Source organism: Cellvibrio sp., from assembly GCF_039207905.1.
GTDB lineage: Bacteria > Pseudomonadota > Gammaproteobacteria > Pseudomonadales > Cellvibrionaceae > Cellvibrio.
Window position 1 is genome coordinate 1 of the sequence record NZ_JBCECX010000056.1, and the last position, 18,877, is coordinate 18,877.

At 49.4% G+C, this 18,877-nt stretch carries 16 protein-coding genes; 9 read left to right on the forward strand and 7 right to left on the reverse strand.

Annotated features, from left to right (window positions below; translation table 11 throughout):
• The 6 genes from AAGC78_RS20660 to AAGC78_RS20685 all read left to right on the forward strand — a co-directional run.
• Window positions 1–624, forward strand: a 624-nt coding sequence (locus tag AAGC78_RS20660; RefSeq protein ID WP_435786004.1) for a 5-dehydro-4-deoxyglucarate dehydratase, incomplete at its 5' end; no start/stop codon positions are given.
• A gap of 45 nt (window positions 625–669) precedes the next feature.
• On the forward strand, window positions 670–2,244 hold the full coding sequence (locus AAGC78_RS20665; protein ID WP_435786005.1) for an aldehyde dehydrogenase (NADP(+)): 1,575 nt from the start codon (window positions 670–672) through the stop codon (window positions 2,242–2,244).
• 188 nt (window positions 2,245–2,432) lie between these two features.
• Window positions 2,433–3,014, forward strand: a complete 582-nt coding sequence (locus AAGC78_RS20670) for a cytochrome b (RefSeq protein WP_435786006.1) — start codon at window positions 2,433–2,435, stop codon at window positions 3,012–3,014.
• Window positions 3,015–3,475: 461 nt separating this feature from the next.
• On the forward strand, window positions 3,476–4,564 hold the full coding sequence (locus AAGC78_RS20675; protein ID WP_435786007.1) for an isopenicillin N synthase family dioxygenase: 1,089 nt from the start codon (window positions 3,476–3,478) through the stop codon (window positions 4,562–4,564).
• Window positions 4,561–5,520 (forward strand): hypothetical protein, encoded by a 960-nt coding sequence (locus AAGC78_RS20680; RefSeq protein ID WP_435786008.1) that lies wholly within the window; start codon window positions 4,561–4,563, stop codon window positions 5,518–5,520. The genes AAGC78_RS20675 and AAGC78_RS20680 overlap by 4 nt, the downstream gene beginning before the upstream one ends.
• A gap of 15 nt (window positions 5,521–5,535) precedes the next feature.
• Window positions 5,536–6,630 carry a putative urea ABC transporter substrate-binding protein gene (locus tag AAGC78_RS20685; protein ID WP_435786009.1) on the forward strand — a complete coding sequence of 365 codons (1,095 nt, stop codon included), beginning with the start codon at window positions 5,536–5,538 and terminating at the stop codon, window positions 6,628–6,630.
• A 73-nt stretch (window positions 6,631–6,703) separates the two neighbouring features.
• Here AAGC78_RS20685 and AAGC78_RS20690 read toward each other — a convergent pair whose 3' ends face one another.
• Together AAGC78_RS20690 and AAGC78_RS20695 are read right to left on the reverse strand one after the other, a co-directional pair.
• Window positions 6,704–7,522, reverse strand: a complete 819-nt coding sequence (locus tag AAGC78_RS20690; protein WP_435786010.1) for a zinc-dependent peptidase — start codon at window positions 7,520–7,522, stop codon at window positions 6,704–6,706.
• Window positions 7,523–7,572: 50 nt separating this feature from the next.
• Window positions 7,573–8,442, reverse strand: a complete 870-nt coding sequence (locus AAGC78_RS20695) for a YicC/YloC family endoribonuclease (protein WP_435786011.1) — start codon at window positions 8,440–8,442, stop codon at window positions 7,573–7,575.
• A 160-nt stretch (window positions 8,443–8,602) separates the two neighbouring features.
• Here AAGC78_RS20695 and rph point away from each other — a divergent pair, with 160 nt between their 5' ends.
• Complete coding sequence (gene rph / locus AAGC78_RS20700) at window positions 8,603–9,325, forward strand: ribonuclease PH (protein WP_435786012.1); 723 nt, start codon at window positions 8,603–8,605, stop codon at window positions 9,323–9,325.
• Window positions 9,326–9,384: 59 nt separating this feature from the next.
• Window positions 9,385–10,443, forward strand: coding sequence for a DUF4424 family protein (locus AAGC78_RS20705; RefSeq protein WP_435786013.1), 1,059 nt, complete (start codon window positions 9,385–9,387; stop codon window positions 10,441–10,443).
• 41 nt (window positions 10,444–10,484) lie between these two features.
• On the opposite strand, the gene AAGC78_RS20710 is transcribed toward AAGC78_RS20705, so the two are convergent.
• The 5 genes from AAGC78_RS20710 to AAGC78_RS20730 form a co-directional block, all read right to left on the reverse strand.
• Window positions 10,485–11,078, reverse strand: coding sequence for a TonB family protein (locus AAGC78_RS20710; RefSeq protein ID WP_435786014.1), 594 nt, complete (start codon window positions 11,076–11,078; stop codon window positions 10,485–10,487).
• A 320-nt stretch (window positions 11,079–11,398) separates the two neighbouring features.
• The gene (gene metF / locus AAGC78_RS20715) at window positions 11,399–12,247 is read right to left on the reverse strand and encodes a methylenetetrahydrofolate reductase [NAD(P)H] (RefSeq protein ID WP_435786015.1); all 849 of its coding nucleotides are present in this window, start codon (window positions 12,245–12,247) and stop codon (window positions 11,399–11,401) included.
• Between the two features lie 147 nt (window positions 12,248–12,394).
• The gene (gene ahcY, locus AAGC78_RS20720; RefSeq protein WP_435786016.1) at window positions 12,395–13,783 is read right to left on the reverse strand and encodes an adenosylhomocysteinase; all 1,389 of its coding nucleotides are present in this window, start codon (window positions 13,781–13,783) and stop codon (window positions 12,395–12,397) included.
• 49 nt (window positions 13,784–13,832) lie between these two features.
• The gene (gene metK / locus AAGC78_RS20725; protein WP_435786017.1) at window positions 13,833–15,038 is read right to left on the reverse strand and encodes a methionine adenosyltransferase; all 1,206 of its coding nucleotides are present in this window, start codon (window positions 15,036–15,038) and stop codon (window positions 13,833–13,835) included.
• 137 nt (window positions 15,039–15,175) lie between these two features.
• Window positions 15,176–16,201 (reverse strand): metalloregulator ArsR/SmtB family transcription factor, encoded by a 1,026-nt coding sequence (locus tag AAGC78_RS20730; RefSeq protein ID WP_435786018.1) that lies wholly within the window; start codon window positions 16,199–16,201, stop codon window positions 15,176–15,178.
• Between the two features lie 426 nt (window positions 16,202–16,627).
• Between AAGC78_RS20730 and tkt the strand changes: the two genes are divergently transcribed.
• Complete coding sequence (gene tkt, locus AAGC78_RS20735; protein WP_435786019.1) at window positions 16,628–18,631, forward strand: transketolase; 2,004 nt, start codon at window positions 16,628–16,630, stop codon at window positions 18,629–18,631.
• The last annotated feature ends 246 nt before the right edge of the window (window positions 18,632–18,877 follow it).

Here is an 18,877-nt window from a genome sequence, read left to right on the forward strand (position 1 = left end):
GAATATTGCCAAGCGGCAGAAGCAGCAGGTGCCGATGGTATTTTATTGTTGCCACCTTATTTAACCGAAGCAGCAAAAGATGGCGTTGCCGCACATGTGGAAGCGATTTGTAAATCCACCAAGTTGGGCGTAATTGTTTACAATCGCGCAAACCAACGCCTCGATGAAGTTGAGTTGGAAAAACTCGCTGAGCGCTGCCCGAATCTTGTTGGTTACAAAGACGGTCTGGGTGATATTGAATTAATGACGCGTATTTATTCGCGCCTTGGTGATCGCTTTACTTATATTGGCGGTTTGCCAACGGCAGAAACGTTTGCGCTGCCCTATTTGGAAATGGGTGTTACCACTTACTCATCCGCCATCTTTAATTTCGTGCCGGAATTTGCGCTGGAGTTTTACCACGCGGTTCGTGCGCGCGATCATGCAAAAGTTTATGATAGTTTAAACAAATTTGTGCTGCCCTATATTGCGATCCGCAATCGCAAGCAAGGTTATGCGGTTTCTATCGTTAAAGCGGGTATGAAATTGGTTGGCCGTGATGCAGGCCCGGTGCGCACACCATTGACTGATCTTACCGAAGCAGAGATGGCTGATCTGGCTAAATTGATTGCGCGCATTAAGTAATTACATTGTGTTGTTTCAGACACAGTTTCATAAAAGGTATACCAAATGAAATTAACCGGAAATTTATTGATAGGTTCCCGACAGGTCGCTGGTACTAGCGGTACTTTGTACGCAATTAACCCGGCAACCGGCGAACAACTCGAACCGGCTTATCATTTGGGAAGCGCAGCAGATGTCGAGCAAGCTTGCCATCTCGCTGAGCAGGCGTTCGATATTTATCGCGCAACATCACCGGCTGTACGCGCCAATTTTCTTGAAACGATTGCGCGCAATATCGAAGCCATTGGCGATCAACTTATTGAGCGCGCAATGGCCGAAACCGGTTTACCGCGCGCGCGGCTAGAAGGTGAGCGCGCACGCACCTGCGGACAATTGCGTTTGTTTGCGGCGACCATTCAAGCGGGCGAGCAAAATATGCCGCGCATTGATTTGCGTATGCCAGAGCGCAAGCCTTTACCGCGCGCTGATTTGCGCCAGCGTCGAATCCCGCTCGGTCCCGTTGCGGTATTTGGTGCGAGTAATTTCCCGCTCGCTTTTTCCGTTGCCGGTGGTGATACCGCATCGGCATTGGCAGCAGGTTGTCCTGTAGTCGTGAAAGGTCATTCTGCGCATCCCGGCACATCTGAATTGGTTGGGCAGGTTATCCAGCTCGCTGTAGGGCAATGCGGATTACCTGAAGGTGTTTTCTCATTGGTATTTGGTGCGGGCAGTGATGTGGGTGCAGCATTGGTTGCGCATCCGTTTATTCAAGCAGTTGGTTTTACTGGCTCGCGCAATGGCGGTGTTGCATTGATGCGTATTGCGCAACAGCGCCCGCAGCCGATTCCATTTTACGGTGAGTTAAGTGCGCTCAATCCCGTCGTACTTTTGCCAGGTGCGTTAATCGAAAAAGCTGCAGAACTTGGTCGCCAGTTTGTTGGATCACTGACGATGGGTGCCGGACAATTTTGTACCAACCCCGGTTTGTTAGTGGCGATAGATTCACCCTCGCTCGATCTGTTTGTTGCATCTGCCAAAAATGCTTTGCAAGAATCGGCAGCACAAACCATGTTGACGCCCGGAATTCATTCCGCCTATGCAAAAAGCACCGCACAGGTTGCAAGCAACAACAATGTAGAAGTATTGGGAATTGGTTTGGATTCAACGGCACCCAATAGTTGCCGCGCTGCATTCTTCTCGACCAACGCGCAGGCGTTTCTTAGTGATTCCAATTTGCACGAAGAAATGTTTGGTTCAGCATCTTTATTGATTCGCTGCCGCGATGAAAATGAAATCCTGCAAGTGTTACAAAAGATGGAAGGCCAACTCACTGCGACACTCCATTTCGTAAATTCTGATCTGGATTTTGCGCGCACATTACTGCCAATACTGGAACGTAAAGCCGGCCGCATTTTAGCTAATGGTTGGCCGACCGGTGTGGAAGTTTGCCATGCAATGGTTCACGGCGGCCCTTGGCCAGCGACAACCGATTCGCGCAGCACATCCGTTGGCACTGCGGCACTTGAACGTTTCTTGCGTCCGGTTTGCTATCAGGATATTCCCGATGAATTATTGCCACCGGAATTGCAGGCGGAAAATCCGCTGGCAATAAAACGTTTGGTGGATGGTCGCGGAATTTAAATGTAACCATCGATATTAAAAAAGGCGCTCCACTTGGAGCGCTTTTTTTATTGGAGTGGAATGTAATCCACTGCAGATTGTAATGTGAATAATCGAAAAAGTTGATTCAATTGGTTAAGTATTCGCGCTTGTACTTATTTGCCTGTGTGTTTAGATTGCTCGCTTTTTAAAATCGTGAGGATGATTTAATGATGCAATGGAAAAATACTGCAACGCGCTTCGGTGCTATCGCCAAATTTTTTCACTGGACGAGTGCAGCGGCTTTTATCGGTGCTTACATTGTTGTTTATTATCTTATCTGGTTTGTTGACGAGGATTCGTCACAGTTCTTGCCAATACTTAACATTCATTGGGTGTTAGGTGTGCTGGTTGGTCTGCTGGTACTGCCACGTTTAGTGTGGCGATTTATGAGCGTCCAGCCCGATGATGTTCCCGGTTCAAACGCTGAACATCTGCTTGCGCATTTCGCGCATTGGGGGCTCTATGCATTGCTTATTATTTTGCCACTCACCGGATATTTGGGTACCAGCCTGGGAACTGATTTTGGAATTTTCACTATCCCAACATTTAAAGACACCGCACTCTTTGCGTGGATGATGGACAATTACAGTATTACCTGGAAAGAATTTGAGGAGCCGATGGATATAGTCCATCACTTCCTTGGAAAGTGGGTTGCGTGGGGTGTTGTGCTATTGCACGTGGTTGCGGCTTTTTATCACCACTGGGTGCGTCGCGATGATGTGCTTACGCGGATGTTGCCGGAAAAATAATAATGGCCTGCAAGTCGAAGAGCATTCGCTCGCGGAAGTGAATGCTCTTTAACTATCCGCTCGATATTCTGCTTTGCATTTACTTGCGATCCAATTCCTGCTTTTGCATCACATCCTCCGGTCAATGCTTACCGATGCGCTATTTCTGTTCAAGGCAAATAATATTGCACATTCGCGCAGCATGTTCAGGTGCTATATCCCTGTGAAATGATTTTTAATGTGACGATTGCTCGCCCAATTCTCATTGAGTTTCATTTTCTATCGTATTGATTTTACTAGTTAAGTCGATTTACCTAACGCATGGTGATGCCGTTGGTGGCACATGGTTTGCTATGTCCAGGTGACAGATTTACTTTTTGTAATCTGATTTTGCAATTCAACCGGGACGACCCGGGGCGGTGCCGAACCGCTAGCATCACTGGACGGCCAGATAACATTTTGAATTTATTCAGGAGGTTTTCATGGTGTCCGAATCCGCTATACCAAACCCCGATATACCTAAACCTCATAGGGCCTTTCGCCAGCTGCCGCTGGTTGATGTCAGCTTGCTCTCGTCGAGTGTCTTACAGGATCGTCAGTCAGTGGCCGATGAACTCGGCAAAGCCGCGCGCGAGGTTGGTTTTTTGTACGTGACCGGCCACGGGGTTGCGCCCGAATTGATCCAGCGTTTAAAGGATCGCGTCCGGGAATATTTTGCCCAGCCGATCGAGCGCAAAATGCGCCACTATATCGGTCAGTCGACCAACCATAGCGGCTATGTTCCCGAGGGCGAAGAGCAGTTTGCGAGCGGGGTGGTGGATAACAAAGAAGCCTATGACATCAGCTTTGATTACCTGCCAGATGAAGGCCGTAAGCCCATGTTGGGCGCTAACCAATGGCCCGATTTACCCGGGTTTAAAGAGGATGTAAAAGCTTATTACGAAGCGGTGTTTGCGCTCAGCAACCGGTTGTTCCGCGGTTTTGCGCTGGCTTTGAATCTGCCCGAGGATGCCTTTACCCGGCAGATCACCACGCCGCCCAGCCAGCTGCGTTTGATCCACTATCCCTATAACGCCAATGCGCCGCAGGATCGACCCGGCATTGGTGCCCATACCGACTACGAGTGTTTTACGATTTTGCTACCCACAGCTCCCGGTCTTGAGGTGATGAACGGTGCCGGTGACTGGATTGATGTGCCGCTGGTGGAGGGCGCATTTGTGATCAATATCGGCGACATGCTGGAGGTGCTGAGCAATGGCAATTTTGTCGCCACTGCCCACCGTGTACGCAAAGTGGGCGAGGAGCGCTATTCCTTTCCGCTGTTTTGCGCCTGCGATTACGACACGGTAATCGCGCCGATTCCCGCGCTGCTCGACCCCGAAACTCCCAGCCGCTATGCGCCTTTGAGCTGCGGTGAACATCTGTATGCGCAAACCATGCAAACCTTTGCCTATCTGAAAAAGCAGCTGGCGGAGGGCACTATCCAACTGCCCGAGGGCGCTAAAAATCTCTCCTCGTTTGGATATCAAACCCCCACGCGCACGCCAGCAAGCGGAGGTGCGCCAGTATGAATCTCCATGAGCTAATTGATCGCTATGGCCAGCGTCCCGCGCGCGGGGTGCCGGACTGGATGCTGGGTTATTTCAAACGTTACTCCATCAGCTTTGCCAATGGCGAAACCGATTTGCACACCCATGTGTGCTGGCTGCAAAGCCGCAATTTCACCCTTGACTTGCGCCTGCCCATCAAGGGCGAGCAATTACCGGCGCGCGCCTGGGCAGAATACTCCGCCGACGAGCTGCGGCAGCTGGGCAATTACGAGGGTTGGGAAGCCCTGTGCGATTGGGAGGGCGATGTCCTCAGTTGGCGCGATACGGACTGCTCGCTGCAATTTCATAACCGCTGGGTTGAGCCCGGCATCCTCAAACGCTTTGGCAATTGCATGATTGAGCTGGCACCCAGCGGTGCTTACGTCGAAGACTGGCGCCTGCAACCCTCTGCACTTGGTGTATTGGCGGGGCTGCGCTTGGTGGAGGAGCGCAATCTTGCCACCGGAGCCGTGCGCCATCGCGGCGGTGGTTTGATCGTCTGCGGCGACTACGCCGGTTTGGTATTGGGGCGCAACCAAAGCTTCGCGCCCGAGCAATCCCACAACGCCTTGCGCAGCATGGCTGTTGCCGCCCAGGGACAGGACGCGCAGCTCGCGGCACTGTTTAATTTTGAAACCTCGGTGGCGCAGGGCTCTATCGAAAAGGGCTACAACATTATGTTGTCCACCCAGCCTGGTCGTGTCGGCCAACTGCTGTGTCCGCTCGATGGTTTTGAAGTAATTGATCAGGAAGGTGATCAGCCGTTGGTGCGGCAGACCTTGTATTGCGCCGGAGAGCCCTGCGAACGCATTTTCACTATAGATACCCTTGAACCCGATATTGCCTTCAGTGCATCCACCGGTTTTACGCCGGAGGCAGAAGCCTGGTTTGCACGCGAAGCACAAACCCTGACCCGCTACACCAAACCTGTTTTTTAATCAGCCGAGGTAATTATGACTGTGAACAACGCTGTAAAAATCTATCAAAAATTACTGCTGAGCCTGATGTTGCTGGTGTTCAGTGTGTTATCGATCAACCCTGCGTCAGCTGCGGAGAAAAAAACCTCCTTCAAAGTAGCCTGGACTATTTATGCCGGCTGGATGCCCTGGGCCTACGCCACCGAAAAAGGCATCATCGATAAGTGGGCGAAAAAATACGGCATTGGAATCGAAGTGGTGCAGCTCAACGACTACATCGAATCCATCAACCAATACACCGCCGGCGACTTTGATGCTTGCGGTATGACCAATATGGATGCGCTCACCATCCCCGCTGCCAGCGGTGTGGATACCACTGGTTTGATTCTGGGCGATTACTCCAACGGCAACGACGCGATTATTTTGAAAGATGCGAAAAGTTTTGCTGATCTCAAGGGCCGCAAAGTAAATCTGGTGGAGCTGTCAGTTTCTCACTATTTACTCGCGCGCGCGCTCGATAAACACAAGATGAGCGAGCGCGATGTCACATTGGTAAACACTTCCGACGCTGATGCAGTCGCCTCCTTTGCCACCAAAGAAGTCACTGCGGCGGCGGTGTGGAATCCGCAACTGAGCATTATCGAGGAGCAGTACCCTCAAGCGCTGAGTGTGTTTACCTCTAAAGAAATTCCGGGCGAAATTATCGACATGATGGTGGTGAAAACCGATGTGCTCAAAGCCAATCCAGAATTGGGTAAGGCGCTGGTCGGCGCATGGTTTGAAACCTTGTATTTAATGTCACAAAATAATGAACAAGCCAAAGCCGCGCGCACTTTTATGGCGACCAAATCCGGCACCGACCTCGCCGGTTACGACGCGCAATTGAAGGACACCGAACTTTTCTACACCCCCGCCACCGCCTACACTTTTGCCAGCAGTGCGCAGCTGTTAACGACCATGGACAAGGTGCGCCAATTTTCATTTGAAAAAGGTTTGCTCGGTGAAGGCAGCACCAGCCCCGATGCAGTCGGTATGCAATTTAGCGACGGCACTATTTTGGGTGATAAGAAAAATATCAAACTGCGTTTTGATACTGAGTTCGTGAAGATGGCGCTGGATGGAAAGCTTTAATACGCACCAAGCTGTTAACCCGCCTTAGAAACTGAAAGGGGATATCTGTTGCCAGATATCCCCTTTCAGTTTCTCATTTAGGTTGTTGCCACTGCCGCGGATCTAACCGATAAAGCTCGGTCAACAAATGATAAACCTCGTGATAACGCTCTGCTAAAAAATGCGGCAGGGTAAAAAAATATTCGCAAGTTACTGCAAAAAATTCTGCCGGATTCGTCGTTGCATAAGGCTCATAAGATTCATCACCTGCATTAACCCGGCGACATACATCGTCATAAGCTGCTTGCATTACATTTGGCCAGGACGTAAACGCACTGCGGCCTGCTAACGGCGGCGAACCATTCATGGTGCCGTCGTAGCCGTCTACCTGGTGCGCATACTCGTGAATCACCAGATTGTGGCCATCCAGCTGCTGCAAATTTTTTTCGATATCGGCCCAGGCTAAAATCACTTTGCCCTGCTCCCATGACTCACCCAGTAACACATAGCGATCATTGCTCACCACGCCAAACTCATTGGCTCTGGGAGTATCGTTGATAAACGCACCCGGGTAGAGCAGTACGTGCGGGAAGTCAGACAAGGGATCTTGCACCACATTGCCATACAGCAAACTCGCTTGCGCCAGCAAGCGCATCTCCTCGGTCACTTCCAGCCCGTTGCAGCCGTAAAACTCCGTGTCGGCCATCATTATCTGAATCTGCTGCTGCAACTGCAGTTTTAACTCTGCAGGCAACAACGAATACATTTTCCACCGCTGCTCCAATAGCGTGCGCCAATGTTCAGGGAAAGCGCTGGTCGCCAACTCTTTGCGCTGGCGCGAGCGCCAGACAGGAGTAAAGATCAGCGATGCAATAATCAAAAAGGCAACTGCAAATACCAGATAAGTAAGCAAGCGATCGTCCTTTTATTGGCGATTGGCGTAAATACCTTGTGCGTAAAAACTTATTCGATGTTCTGCACCTGCTCCCGCATCTGCTCGATCAACACTTTCAGCTCTACCGCCGCTTGCGTAGTATCGCTCACCACTGATTTTGAGGAAAGGGTGTTGGCTTCGCGGTTCAATTCCTGCATCAAAAAGTCTAACCGGCGACCAAGGGAGTCGGTTTGCTTGAGGCTGCGTTTGACTTCGATCACGTGAGTGTCGAGGCGATCCAGTTCTTCATCTACGTCGGCTTTTTGTGCGAGCAGCACAATTTCTTGTTCAAGACGTTCAGGGTCTAATTCGATTTGCAATGCCGCGAGTTTGGTTTGCAGTTTTTCGCGTTGCGCGGCGAGAATTTCCGGCATGCGCGCACGCACGTTGGCTACTTGTGTAGAGACGCTGGTGAGTCGGTTGATAATTAATTGCTCAAGTTCCGCGCCTTCGCGTGAGCGATGTTCAATCAGGCCTTCCAGCGCTGATTCAAATAAATCCAACGCCGCTTTGTGCATTTGCTCGCGATCCAATTCCTGTTTTTGGATCACGCCGGGCCAGCGCAAAATATCCAGGGCATTAACCGGCGCAGCAACCGATCCAAGCAGGCCATTGATCTGCTGCGCCGCTTTGGTCAGCTGTGCGATTTTGTGTAAGTTGATTCCCAATTCAGATTCAGCTTCCTGTTCCCATTGCACACTCAGGCTGGCTTCGACTTTGCCGCGCTGCAGGGCTTTGCGCATGGCATCGCGCAGATGGGGTTCAATTTCACGGAAGTCTTCAGGGAGGCGGAAGCTGGGTTCGAGGTAGCGGTGATTCACACTGCGGATTTCCCACACCAGCGTACCCCAGGGGAGCTTGGCTTCACGACGGGCAAATCCAGTCATACTACGTGGCATAGTCATTCCTCAAAGATGGCGGTACGTCTAAGCATCATCAACGCTGGTCTTGGCGGCGTAAGAGCTGGTAGAGTTCCCTTGCAAATTACATTCATTAACAGATGGGGGATGGTAACACACCTTCCCGGCTATTCATTTCCAGTAGTAAGGATTCCTTTTTATGCAACGTCCAAGTGGCCGCAATTCCGACCAATTACGCCCTATTCGCATCACCCGCCGCTACACCAAGCACGCCGAAGGCTCGGTTCTGGTCGAATTTGGTGATACCAAAGTTATCTGTACCGCGAGTGTGGTGAATTCCGTCCCGCCCTTTTTGCGCGGTCAGGGACAGGGTTGGCTCACCGCCGAATATGGCATGTTGCCACGCTCAACCGGCACCCGTATGGATCGCGAAGCAGCGCGCGGCAAGCAGCAAGGGCGCACCGTCGAAATCCAACGTTTGATCGGTCGCTCATTGCGCGCGGCGGTAGATTTAACTGCGCTGGGCGAAAATACCATACATATCGATTGTGACGTTATTCAGGCTGACGGCGGCACTCGCACCGCGTCCATCACCGGTGCCTGGGTTGCGCTGGCTGATGCAATTAACTTCCTCAAAGCGCAAGGCAAAGTAACTGGCGAACCACTCAAGCGCGCGATTGCGTCTATCTCCGTGGGGATTTATCAAGGCGTGCCGGTGCTCGATCTGGATTATCCCGAAGACTCATCCGCTGATACTGATATGAACGTGGTAATGGGTGATGACGGCGGCATTATTGAAATCCAGGGCACTGCTGAAGCCGAGCCATTTACCGAGGCGGAATTCGCTGCGATGTTGGGGCTGGCTAAAAAAGGAATCGCGCAATTGAATGCGTTGCAGAAGCAGGCGTTGAGCGAAGGTTGATAATAGAATGCTCAGCCAATTATGTTGGCTGAGCAGTGGGTATTTTCAGGTTTATATAAATGAATAAAAATTGGATTACTTTTGGTGCTTTAGTTTTTAGCCTTACTGCACAGGGTAACGACTCTACTGCACGTATTGGCACAACCGGAATTGAGTTGGTTAAAACTGACGACATCGAAATGCAAAAGGAAACGCTAACGATATCGCAAAAGGAGATTCGTGTTGAGTATGACTTTTACAATAAAAACTCAAGTGATATTGATTCTTTGATCGCATTTCCTATGCCTGTTTACGGCTTTGATTTGGGCGTAAGCGCAGGAACAATCAATGTTGGTCCTGTAAAAAACTTCAAGGTGTCGAGTAACGGAGTTGGAGTTGTCACTAAATCAACCTACAAAGCATTGTTAAATGGAAAGGACATTTCCCATCCATTACGTACTGCAGGGCTGAATGAGGAACAGATTTTTCAGACTTTTGGCGGCTGCAAACTGAATGATGATTTTTCATGTGAAATCTCTGATACAACCATCAGTAAACTTAAGGAGGTTGGCGCTTACACTACAGAAGGGGTCGAATCTGACAACAAATATCCATTAGGCGCCGCTTGGTCATCGTACAAATATGGCCCAACATGGGACGTGGAACAAACTTTGGTGTGGCAGCAGATTTTCCCAGCCAAAAAAATCACTAACATTGTCCATACCTACTCACCGATGGTGGGTTCAATTTACAATTATCCTGTTTATGACTCCGTTGTTGAGAGTGATTATAAGATCCAAGCTGCGGCTATATCTGAAAATAATCAGGAGGCCTGCATTGATGACAGCTTTAAACGTGCTTACCATAAAAAGTTACTGACTTTAAGAGCCGCGGGCGCTAAAAACATAATGGTCATGCTTAAAGATGTTGAGTACGTTTTGGGTACTGGTAGAAACTGGGCTGGCCCGATACAGGATTTTACCTTGCGTATTAAAAAGGAAAATAAAGATCAGCTGGTGTCGCTGTGCTTTCCAGGGAAGCCAGTGCGTATTGATCCGTTAACGCTCGAATTCAAACATAAAAATTTTGTTCCGCAAGATAAGCTGGTTGTGTATTTTTATTCATTCCACGCGGATTAAAAACGTCTCCTTATCAGCGAGACGTTTTTAATCTCTCGTTGTTATCTTTCAATCTTCCAAACTAAATTGGTTTGGTGCCAACAAGCGATGGCTACGCCATCTTCCGTGCAGGGGCTAAATTTCCAATTACTTTTTGCGTGTTTAATGGCGGCTTGATCGAGTCGCAATGAGCCGCTGCTTGATGCCAACTCGACATCGGCGACGCGACCGTCTTTGGTGATGTACAAACGCAAGCCTGTCGCCCCCTCTTCTCCCAAACGAATTGATGCGGCTGGATAATCCGGTTTGCTTGCGCGCAGGATTTTGGGTTTGGTGATTGCCGACACAGGTTCGGTGATAACGGGGCTAGTGTTAGCCCTGATGGCATTGTTTGGTTCGCTGGATGTGACAGTGAAAATATCCGGTTGTATCACCGTTACTTGCGACTGTTGGATGATGGGTTCAATTGGTGCAGGTGGCGTCACCGCTACTGGTGCTGGCTCAAGTATTTTAATTTGAACCGGTTCAGGTAAGAGTTTAATAATATTGTTTCCCACACCACTGAGAAGACACCAGATAAGCAGGGCGTGAAATCCAATAACAAACAAAATGCCTGCGGATTTTTGTTGGGTATTATTCTGCGCGTAATAAGACATAACGTGTTTACCACCTTCGTTTATTTACCTTTATTAAAGGTTCATGAAGATACAAACAGTCATCACCTCGGCTTTTGTATTCCTCACTCACCGGGTTAACACCGCCGCAAAAAATTGCTTTGGTATTTTGAGTCTAGGTGGGTAATAGCTGGGAGGATGTGGAGCAGAGGAGAGTTTATGGATAAGTTACGCGAAACAGGCTAAGTGCGTAAAATTCGCGGAAAAATCGATGTTATTTTTATGTGGAATTTACGATGGAAATATAAAGATCGCTCAGGTGATACGATCTTTATATTTCCTCCGTAAGGGGGCGGAAAAAATTATTCGTTAGGGATTAATCCCAGGTTTTTCACAATCTGTGCCGTCGGTTCGCTTTGATTCATGGTGTAGAAGTGCAAGCCGGGAGCTTCGTTTTCCAGCATGACTTCGCACAGCTCGGTCACCAAATCTACGCCGAATGCTTTCAGGCTGGCGTCATCATCGGCGTAATTTTCCAATGCTTTGCGCAGCCAGCGTGGAATCTCTGCGCCGCAGGCATCAGAAAAGCGGGTCAGGTTTTTGTAATTGATGATCGGCATAATGCCGGGATAAATCGGCTGGGTAATGCCCGCTTTTCTGCATTGATCAACAAAATAAAAATAGGCGTCCGGATTGAAAAAGTATTGGGTGATGGCACTGTTGGCGCCAGCATCAAATTTACCTTTCAAATAATTAATATCCGTGTCGTAGCTTTTTGCTTGCGGATGAATTTCCGGATAGGCCGCTACTTCCAAATGAAAGTGCTCACCAAAATGTTTTCGGATAAACGCAACTAATTCGTTGGCATACACTAACTGATAGGCGCCACCCACACCCGAGGGCATATCGCCGCGCAGCGCTACTATGCGATCCACGCCTGCATCTTTATATTCTTGAAGCAGGCTCTTGATGGTTGCTTCATCATCACCACCAAAAGACAAATGCGGTGCGATGCTAATACCATCGGCTTTGAATTGTTTTACTATGTCTTTAGTGTTGTCACGGGTTGATCCGCCCGCACCGTAAGTCACCGAGAAAAAGTCAGGCGCAAATGCATTTAATTGGTTGCGCACATTGATGAGCTTTTCTTTTCCCTCTGCCGTTTTGGGCGGGAAAAATTCAAAACTTAAGCGCGGTTGTGAGTCGTTCATTTTTTTATCCTGATCTTTTAACCCCCTCCCTGCCTCCCCCTTAAAAATGGGGAGGAGCTTTACTCCCTATTAAATTCAGAGCTGCATCTGTTCCCTTCCTTTTAAGCGGGGCGCTTAGCTGGGAGGTTTAGGGGGGGGTTACATTAATTAATATTTGTAAGATTCCGGCTTGAATGGACCTTCAGCATCTACGCCGATGTATTCGGCTTGGTGTTGGGTCAGTTTGGTGATCACGCCACCAAAGCCTTCCACCATATCGCGCGCAACTTCTTCGTCGAGTTTCTTCGGCAGTACACGTACGTACAAATGTTCTGCTTTTTGCTCCGCTGGCAAGTCGGCAAATTTGCGCTCGTACAAATAAATTTGTGCGAGAACCTGGTTGGCGAAAGAGCCATCCATAATGCGTGATGGGTGGCCAGTTGCGTTGCCTAGGTTAACCAAGCGGCCTTCCGATAGCAAAATCAAATGGTTGTTGGTTGCGCGGTCGCGGTAAATTTTATGCACTTGTGGTTTAACTTCTTCCCACTCCCAATTTTTGCGCATAAAGGCGGTATCAATTTCACTGTCGAAGTGGCCGATGTTACATACCACGGCGCTATTTTTTAATGCGCGCAACATGGCTGAATCACATACGTTCACGTTACCGGTGGTGGTCACTACCAAGTCAGTGGTGCCGAGCACAATGTGGTTGATGTCTTCGTATTTGCCGGTGTTGATACCGTCGTTGTAGGGCGATACCACTTCAAAACCGTCCATGCAGGCTTGCATCGCACAGATAGGATCGATTTCAGTAACTTTAACAATCATACCTTCCTGACGCAGTGATGCAGCTGAACCTTTACCCACATCGCCGTAACCAATTACCAAGGCTTTTTTACCCGCGAGCAAATGGTCGGTGCCGCGTTTGATGGCATCGTTCAAGCTGTGACGACAACCGTATTTGTTGTCGTTTTTACTTTTGGTCACTGCATCGTTTACGTTGATCGCAGGCACTTTTAATTGGCCTTTTTTCAACATATCGAGCAAGCGATGCACACCGGTGGTGGTCTCTTCAGAAATACCATGAATCGCATCGAGCATGTGCGGATATTTTTCGTGCACGATTTGCGTTACATCGCCGCCATCGTCGAGGATCATGTTGGCTGCCCAAGGCTTGCCATCTTTATTGATGGTTTGCTCGATACACCACCAGAATTCTTCTTCAGTCTCACCTTTCCACGCAAATACCGGAATGCCTGCAGCAGCAATTGCAGCGGCGGCGTGATCTTGTGTCGAGAAAATATTGCACGATGACCAGCGCACTTCTGCACCGAGATCCACCAGGGTTTCAATCAACACGGCAGTCTGGATGGTCATGTGGATACAGCCGATAATTTTTGCATCGGCCAGTGGCTTGCTACTTTTGTATTTGCGACGCAGCGCCATCAATGCCGGCATTTCGCCTTCAGCGATTTCAATTTCTTTGCGGCCCCAGTGGGCATCTTTTGCAAATTCTTCCGGGGTTCTGGCGGCAACTTTATAGTCGGTGAAGCTCATAAGTAATTCCTGTGTGGTTTTCCACTGATGTGAATTTAAAAATAATTTCTTACAGGTATTTTTTCAGCGTCTCGACTTTATCGGTACGCTCCCAAGTAAAGGCAGTGAAGGTTTTTGATTTCTTCTCGCCATTTTCGGTGTATTGGTAAGTGTGTTCAAACGGTTCGCGACCAAAGTGGCCGTAAGAGGCCGTTAATTGATACATCGGGTGCAGCAAGTCGAGTTGTTTTTGAATCGCGTAAGGGCGCAAATCAAATTCTTTGCGCACAACGTTCGCCAACTCTTTATCGTTTAATTTTCCGGTACCAAAACTATTCACAGAAATAGAGGTGGGTTCTGCTACACCAATAGCGTAACTCACTTGAATTTCACAGCGATCAGCGAGACCTGCCGCCACAATGTTTTTCGCTACATAACGGCCCATGTAAGCCGCAGAGCGGTCAACTTTTGATGGGTCTTTACCCGAGAAAGCACCGCCGCCGTGACGTGCCATACCGCCGTAGGTATCTACAATAATTTTGCGGCCGGTTAAGCCACAGTCACCTACTGGGCCACCAATCACAAAGTTGCCGGTTGGGTTAATGTGATACAAGGTACCTTCATGCAACCACTCTTTTGGTAATACTGGCTTAATGATGTTTTCCAGTACCGCTTCACGCAGATCTTCCAGGCTGATGCTGGGGCTATGTTGAGTTGATAAAACCACCGCATCAATTTTTGGTGTTGCACCTTCCCAGTTGATGGTCACTTGTGATTTTGCATCGGGGCGCAACCAGGGCAAGGTACCGTTGCGGCGCAATTCCGATTGGCGCTTACACAACAAGTGTGCGTAGTACACCGGTGCTGGCATCAAGTTGGGGGTTTCATTGGTGGCATAGCCAAACATTAAACCTTGGTCGCCTGCGCCTTGGTCTTCAGGTTTTGCGCGATCAACACCTTGGTTAATATCCACCGATTGTTTACCAATCGCGTTTAATACTGCACAGGTGGCACCATCAAAACCTACATCAGAACTGTTGTAACCAATACCGGTAATTACATCGCGTACTATGTCTTCAAGGTCAACGTAACAGGAGGTGGTCAGTTCGCCGGCGATGACTGCCATACCGGTTTTCACCAAGGTTTCTACCGCAACGCGGGCGTGTGGATCGCGCGCTAAAATCGCATCGAGCACGGCATCAGAAATCTGATCGGCCATTTTGTCGGGGTGACCTTCAGATACTGACTCAGATGTAAAGACGGAATATTCGGACATGGTTTTTTCCTTCACATAATTTCGAAAATAAAAAATCTGGTAGCCCGTATGGAGTGAAACGCAATACGGGGTTGTTATTCACGGTCATCATAGTTCCCGTATTTCGTTACACTCCATACGGGCTACGTAATGTAATTTTAAAAATTCGTCGGTTTAAAAAATTGGCGCAATTGGATCTGGAATCCGTTACGCAATGCGAAATACACGCTCTGGCCTTCATCCAACTTTGCGGCTTGTGCCCAACGCGAAAAATCCTGTGGTTCAAAGCCTTGCCATAAATCGCCGCAGGCGTCGCGCGCCCATGCTTGTTCGTGGCGACAGAGATCGCAGATCAGCAGCGCACCGCCGGGTGCGAGTGCTTTACTTAAATCCTGAAAAATATCCGCTGGCGATGGTGTGTGATGCAAAACCATGTTCACCAGAATGCAATCGGCCAATACTTTATGGCTGGGCAAACTTTGGGTATCGCCGTGGATAAATTCGATATTGCGCAATTCTTTTTCGCTCGCAAACGCACGCGCTTTGTCGAGCATATTGGCGGCGATGTCGAGTGCAATCACTTGATTAAATTGCTGCGCGAGTACTGCTAAAAATTCACCTTCGCCGGGGCCGATTTCGAGCGCGAGTTTTTTATCGCGCAACGCAGTGTTGTTAAGCAATTGCGTCATCTGTTCGGCGTAGACCGGATAGCTGGCAATCAAATCTTGTTGCGCGCGGAATTTGTCGGCGTTCTCGCTAAAAAAAGCCTGCGCTGCCTGGCTGCGCTCTTGCTGCAATTCGCGAATGGGTTCGCGCAAGTGATCGGCAATCGGCAATGTATCTACAGTCGCAAATAATTGTTGCTGTAATGCGGCGAGCGCATGATCGGGCGCTAAATAGGCACGGCGATAAAAAATTGAATTGGCTTCGCGGCGCGAACTTAATAGCCCAGCATTGTTAAGCACTTTGAGGTGATGGCTCATGCCCGATTGTTTGATCGAAAAAATCCGGCACAGCTCCAGCACGCCAAATGAGTCCTGACTGAGCACGCGCAATATCTCCAGCCGCAGTGGATCACCAGCTGCTTTAAGCAGGTTGGCAAGCGGGCTGAGCGGCGTTTCCAGTTCGACTATATCGGTAAGAACCGGGAGTGCGCTGGTGTCAGTGTGCAAAGGTTGATTCATGGTTGGGTCATTGGGCGACAAGTGCTGTGCAGTCTAGCAGCCCAAAAAACCTATATCAAAATATTTTGATATAGGTTTTAGGCTTTTTTGTGACGAATTGGTCTGAAGATGGTCAATTTGGTTTGATACGAGCCGTTTTCACGATTAATTGTGGCTATCAAGTCTGTTATTCCTTTACGGGCGGCGCTCACTGGGAGAAAATGCCAGCCCATTTTGTCAGTGGACGCTTGTTTCATCTTGAGCGACCACTCCCAGCGACGGCGGCTGGAACCCAACGACACAAAAGCCCATCAGAGGCCTGTAAATAAGTGGCAATTGCCCATTAGTGCTTTGCAACCCCAGGGTGCCCCTGACTCGCTACGGCTCAGGCTCGAGCGCGCCCACCTACAACAGCAATCAACTTATACGTAAGGAGCCTTGAGTTTCATGCCAACTCGCCAACATCTTGCCAATGCAATCCGTGTCCTCTCTATGGACGCCGTTCAAAAAGCGAACTCGGGCCACCCGGGCGCACCTATGGGTATGGCGGATATCGCCGAAGTTCTGTGGAATGACTTTTTAAAACACAACCCGCAAAACCCTGAATGGGCAGATCGCGACCGTTTTGTGCTGTCCAACGGCCACGGCTCCATGCTGATTTACTCCTTGCTGCACTTGAGCGGCTACGCGGTTTCGCTCGACGATTTACAACAGTTCCGTCAATTGCATTCCAATACTCCGGGCCATCCTGAGCGTGGTTACACCCCGGGTGTTGAAACCACCACTGGTCCATTGGGTCAAGGTATTGCTAACGCCGTTGGTTTTGCGCTGGCCGAAAAAGTACTCGCGGCACAATTCAACCGCGACGGCCACGAAGTCGTTAATCACTTCACCTACTGCTTCCTCGGCGATGGCTGCATGATGGAAGGTGTTTCCCATGAAGCTTGTTCGCTGGCTGGCACTTTGGGCTTGGGCAAACTCATTGCGTTCTACGATGACAACGGTATTTCTATCGATGGCCACGTTGAAGGCTGGTTCACTGACGATACTCCAAAGCGTTTCGAATCTTACGGCTGGCATGTAATCCCGGCAGTTGATGGTCATAATCCCGATGCAATCAAAGCAGCAATCGAAGCGGCGCGCGCTGAAACCAGCAAGCCAACCTTGATCGTTACCAAAACCGTTATCGGTTTCGGTTCACCGAACAAACAAGGTTCACACGATTGCCACGGCTCACCACTCGGTTTGGAAGAAGTGGCATTGGTGCGTAAGACCCTGAACTGGGAATACGAGCCGTTTGTAGTTCCAACTGACGTATACGAAGGTTGGGATGCAAAAGCCAAAGGCGCTGCGGCAGAAAAATCCTGGGGCGAAAAATTCGCTGCTTATAAAGCGGCTCACCCGGAATTGGCCGCTGAATTTGATCGCCGCGTAATTAAAGGCGAATTGCCAGCGGACTTCGCTGCAAAAGCCGAAGCGCTTATCGCTGAGACTCAAGCTAAGGGCGAAAAAATTGCGAGCCGTAAAGCATCGCAAAATACCATCGCAGCATTTGTTGAGTGGTTGCCAGAAATCCTCGGCGGTTCTGCTGACCTCGCGGGTTCCAACCTGACGTTGGTTAAAAAATCCAAAGGCGTAGAAGCTGGTGATGCCAGCGGTAACTACGTGTATTACGGCGTGCGCGAATTTGGTATGAGCGCGATCATGAACGGCGTGTCTGCCCACGGTGGTTTCATTCCTTACGGTGCAACCTTCTTGATGTTCCAACAATACGCGGCTAACGCAGTGCGTATGTCCGCGCTGATGAAATTGCGTAACGTGTTCGTTTATACCCATGACTCAATCGGTCAAGGCGAAGACGGCCCGACCCACCAGCCAATCGAAGTGCTTGGCACTTTGCGTTTGACTCCAAACCTGGAAACCTGGCGCCCGGCAGACAGCACTGAATCTGTTGTCGCCTGGAAAGCAGCGGTTGAACGTAAAGACGGTCCGGCGGCGTTGGTATTCAGCCGTCAAAACCTGGATTTCTTTGCGCGTACTGAAGCGCAAGTTGCCAACATCGCCAAAGGCGGTTATGTGCTGATTGATTCTGTAGGCGAACCAGAAGCAATCCTGATCGCCACCGGTTCAGAAGTTGGCGTGACTGTGAAAGCAGCAGAAGCGTTGAAAGCAAAAGGCAAAAACATCCGTGTTGTGTCTATGCCTTCAACTTCTGTGTTTGATCAACAAGACGTTGCCTATAAAGAATCTGTATTGCCAATCAGCGTAGGCGCACGCGTTGCCGTTGAAACTGCACACGCCGATTTCTGGTACAAATACGTTGGCTTCGATGGCCGCATCGTAGGCATGACCACCTTCGGTGAATCTGCACCGGGCAACAAACTGCTTGAACACTTCGGCTTCACTGTTGATAACATCGTCAGCACTGTTGAAGAATTGTTGGAAGACTAAGTAAGTGAAAAAACACCCGGCGCGAGTCGGGTGTTTTGTTTTGCCGCAATACAATTTTGTGTGTTGCACTCAGGCGTTAAGTTAAGAAATTCAGATTGAGTTTTAAAAAGGCATTTGGTTTTATTCGGAGCTTCTTCGTAAAGGTGAAAAACATGACCGTAAAATTAATGAAAGACCAGGATCTCGCCGGCAAGCGTGTATTGATTCGTCAGGATCTGAACGTGCCATTGGAAGATGGGCGCATCA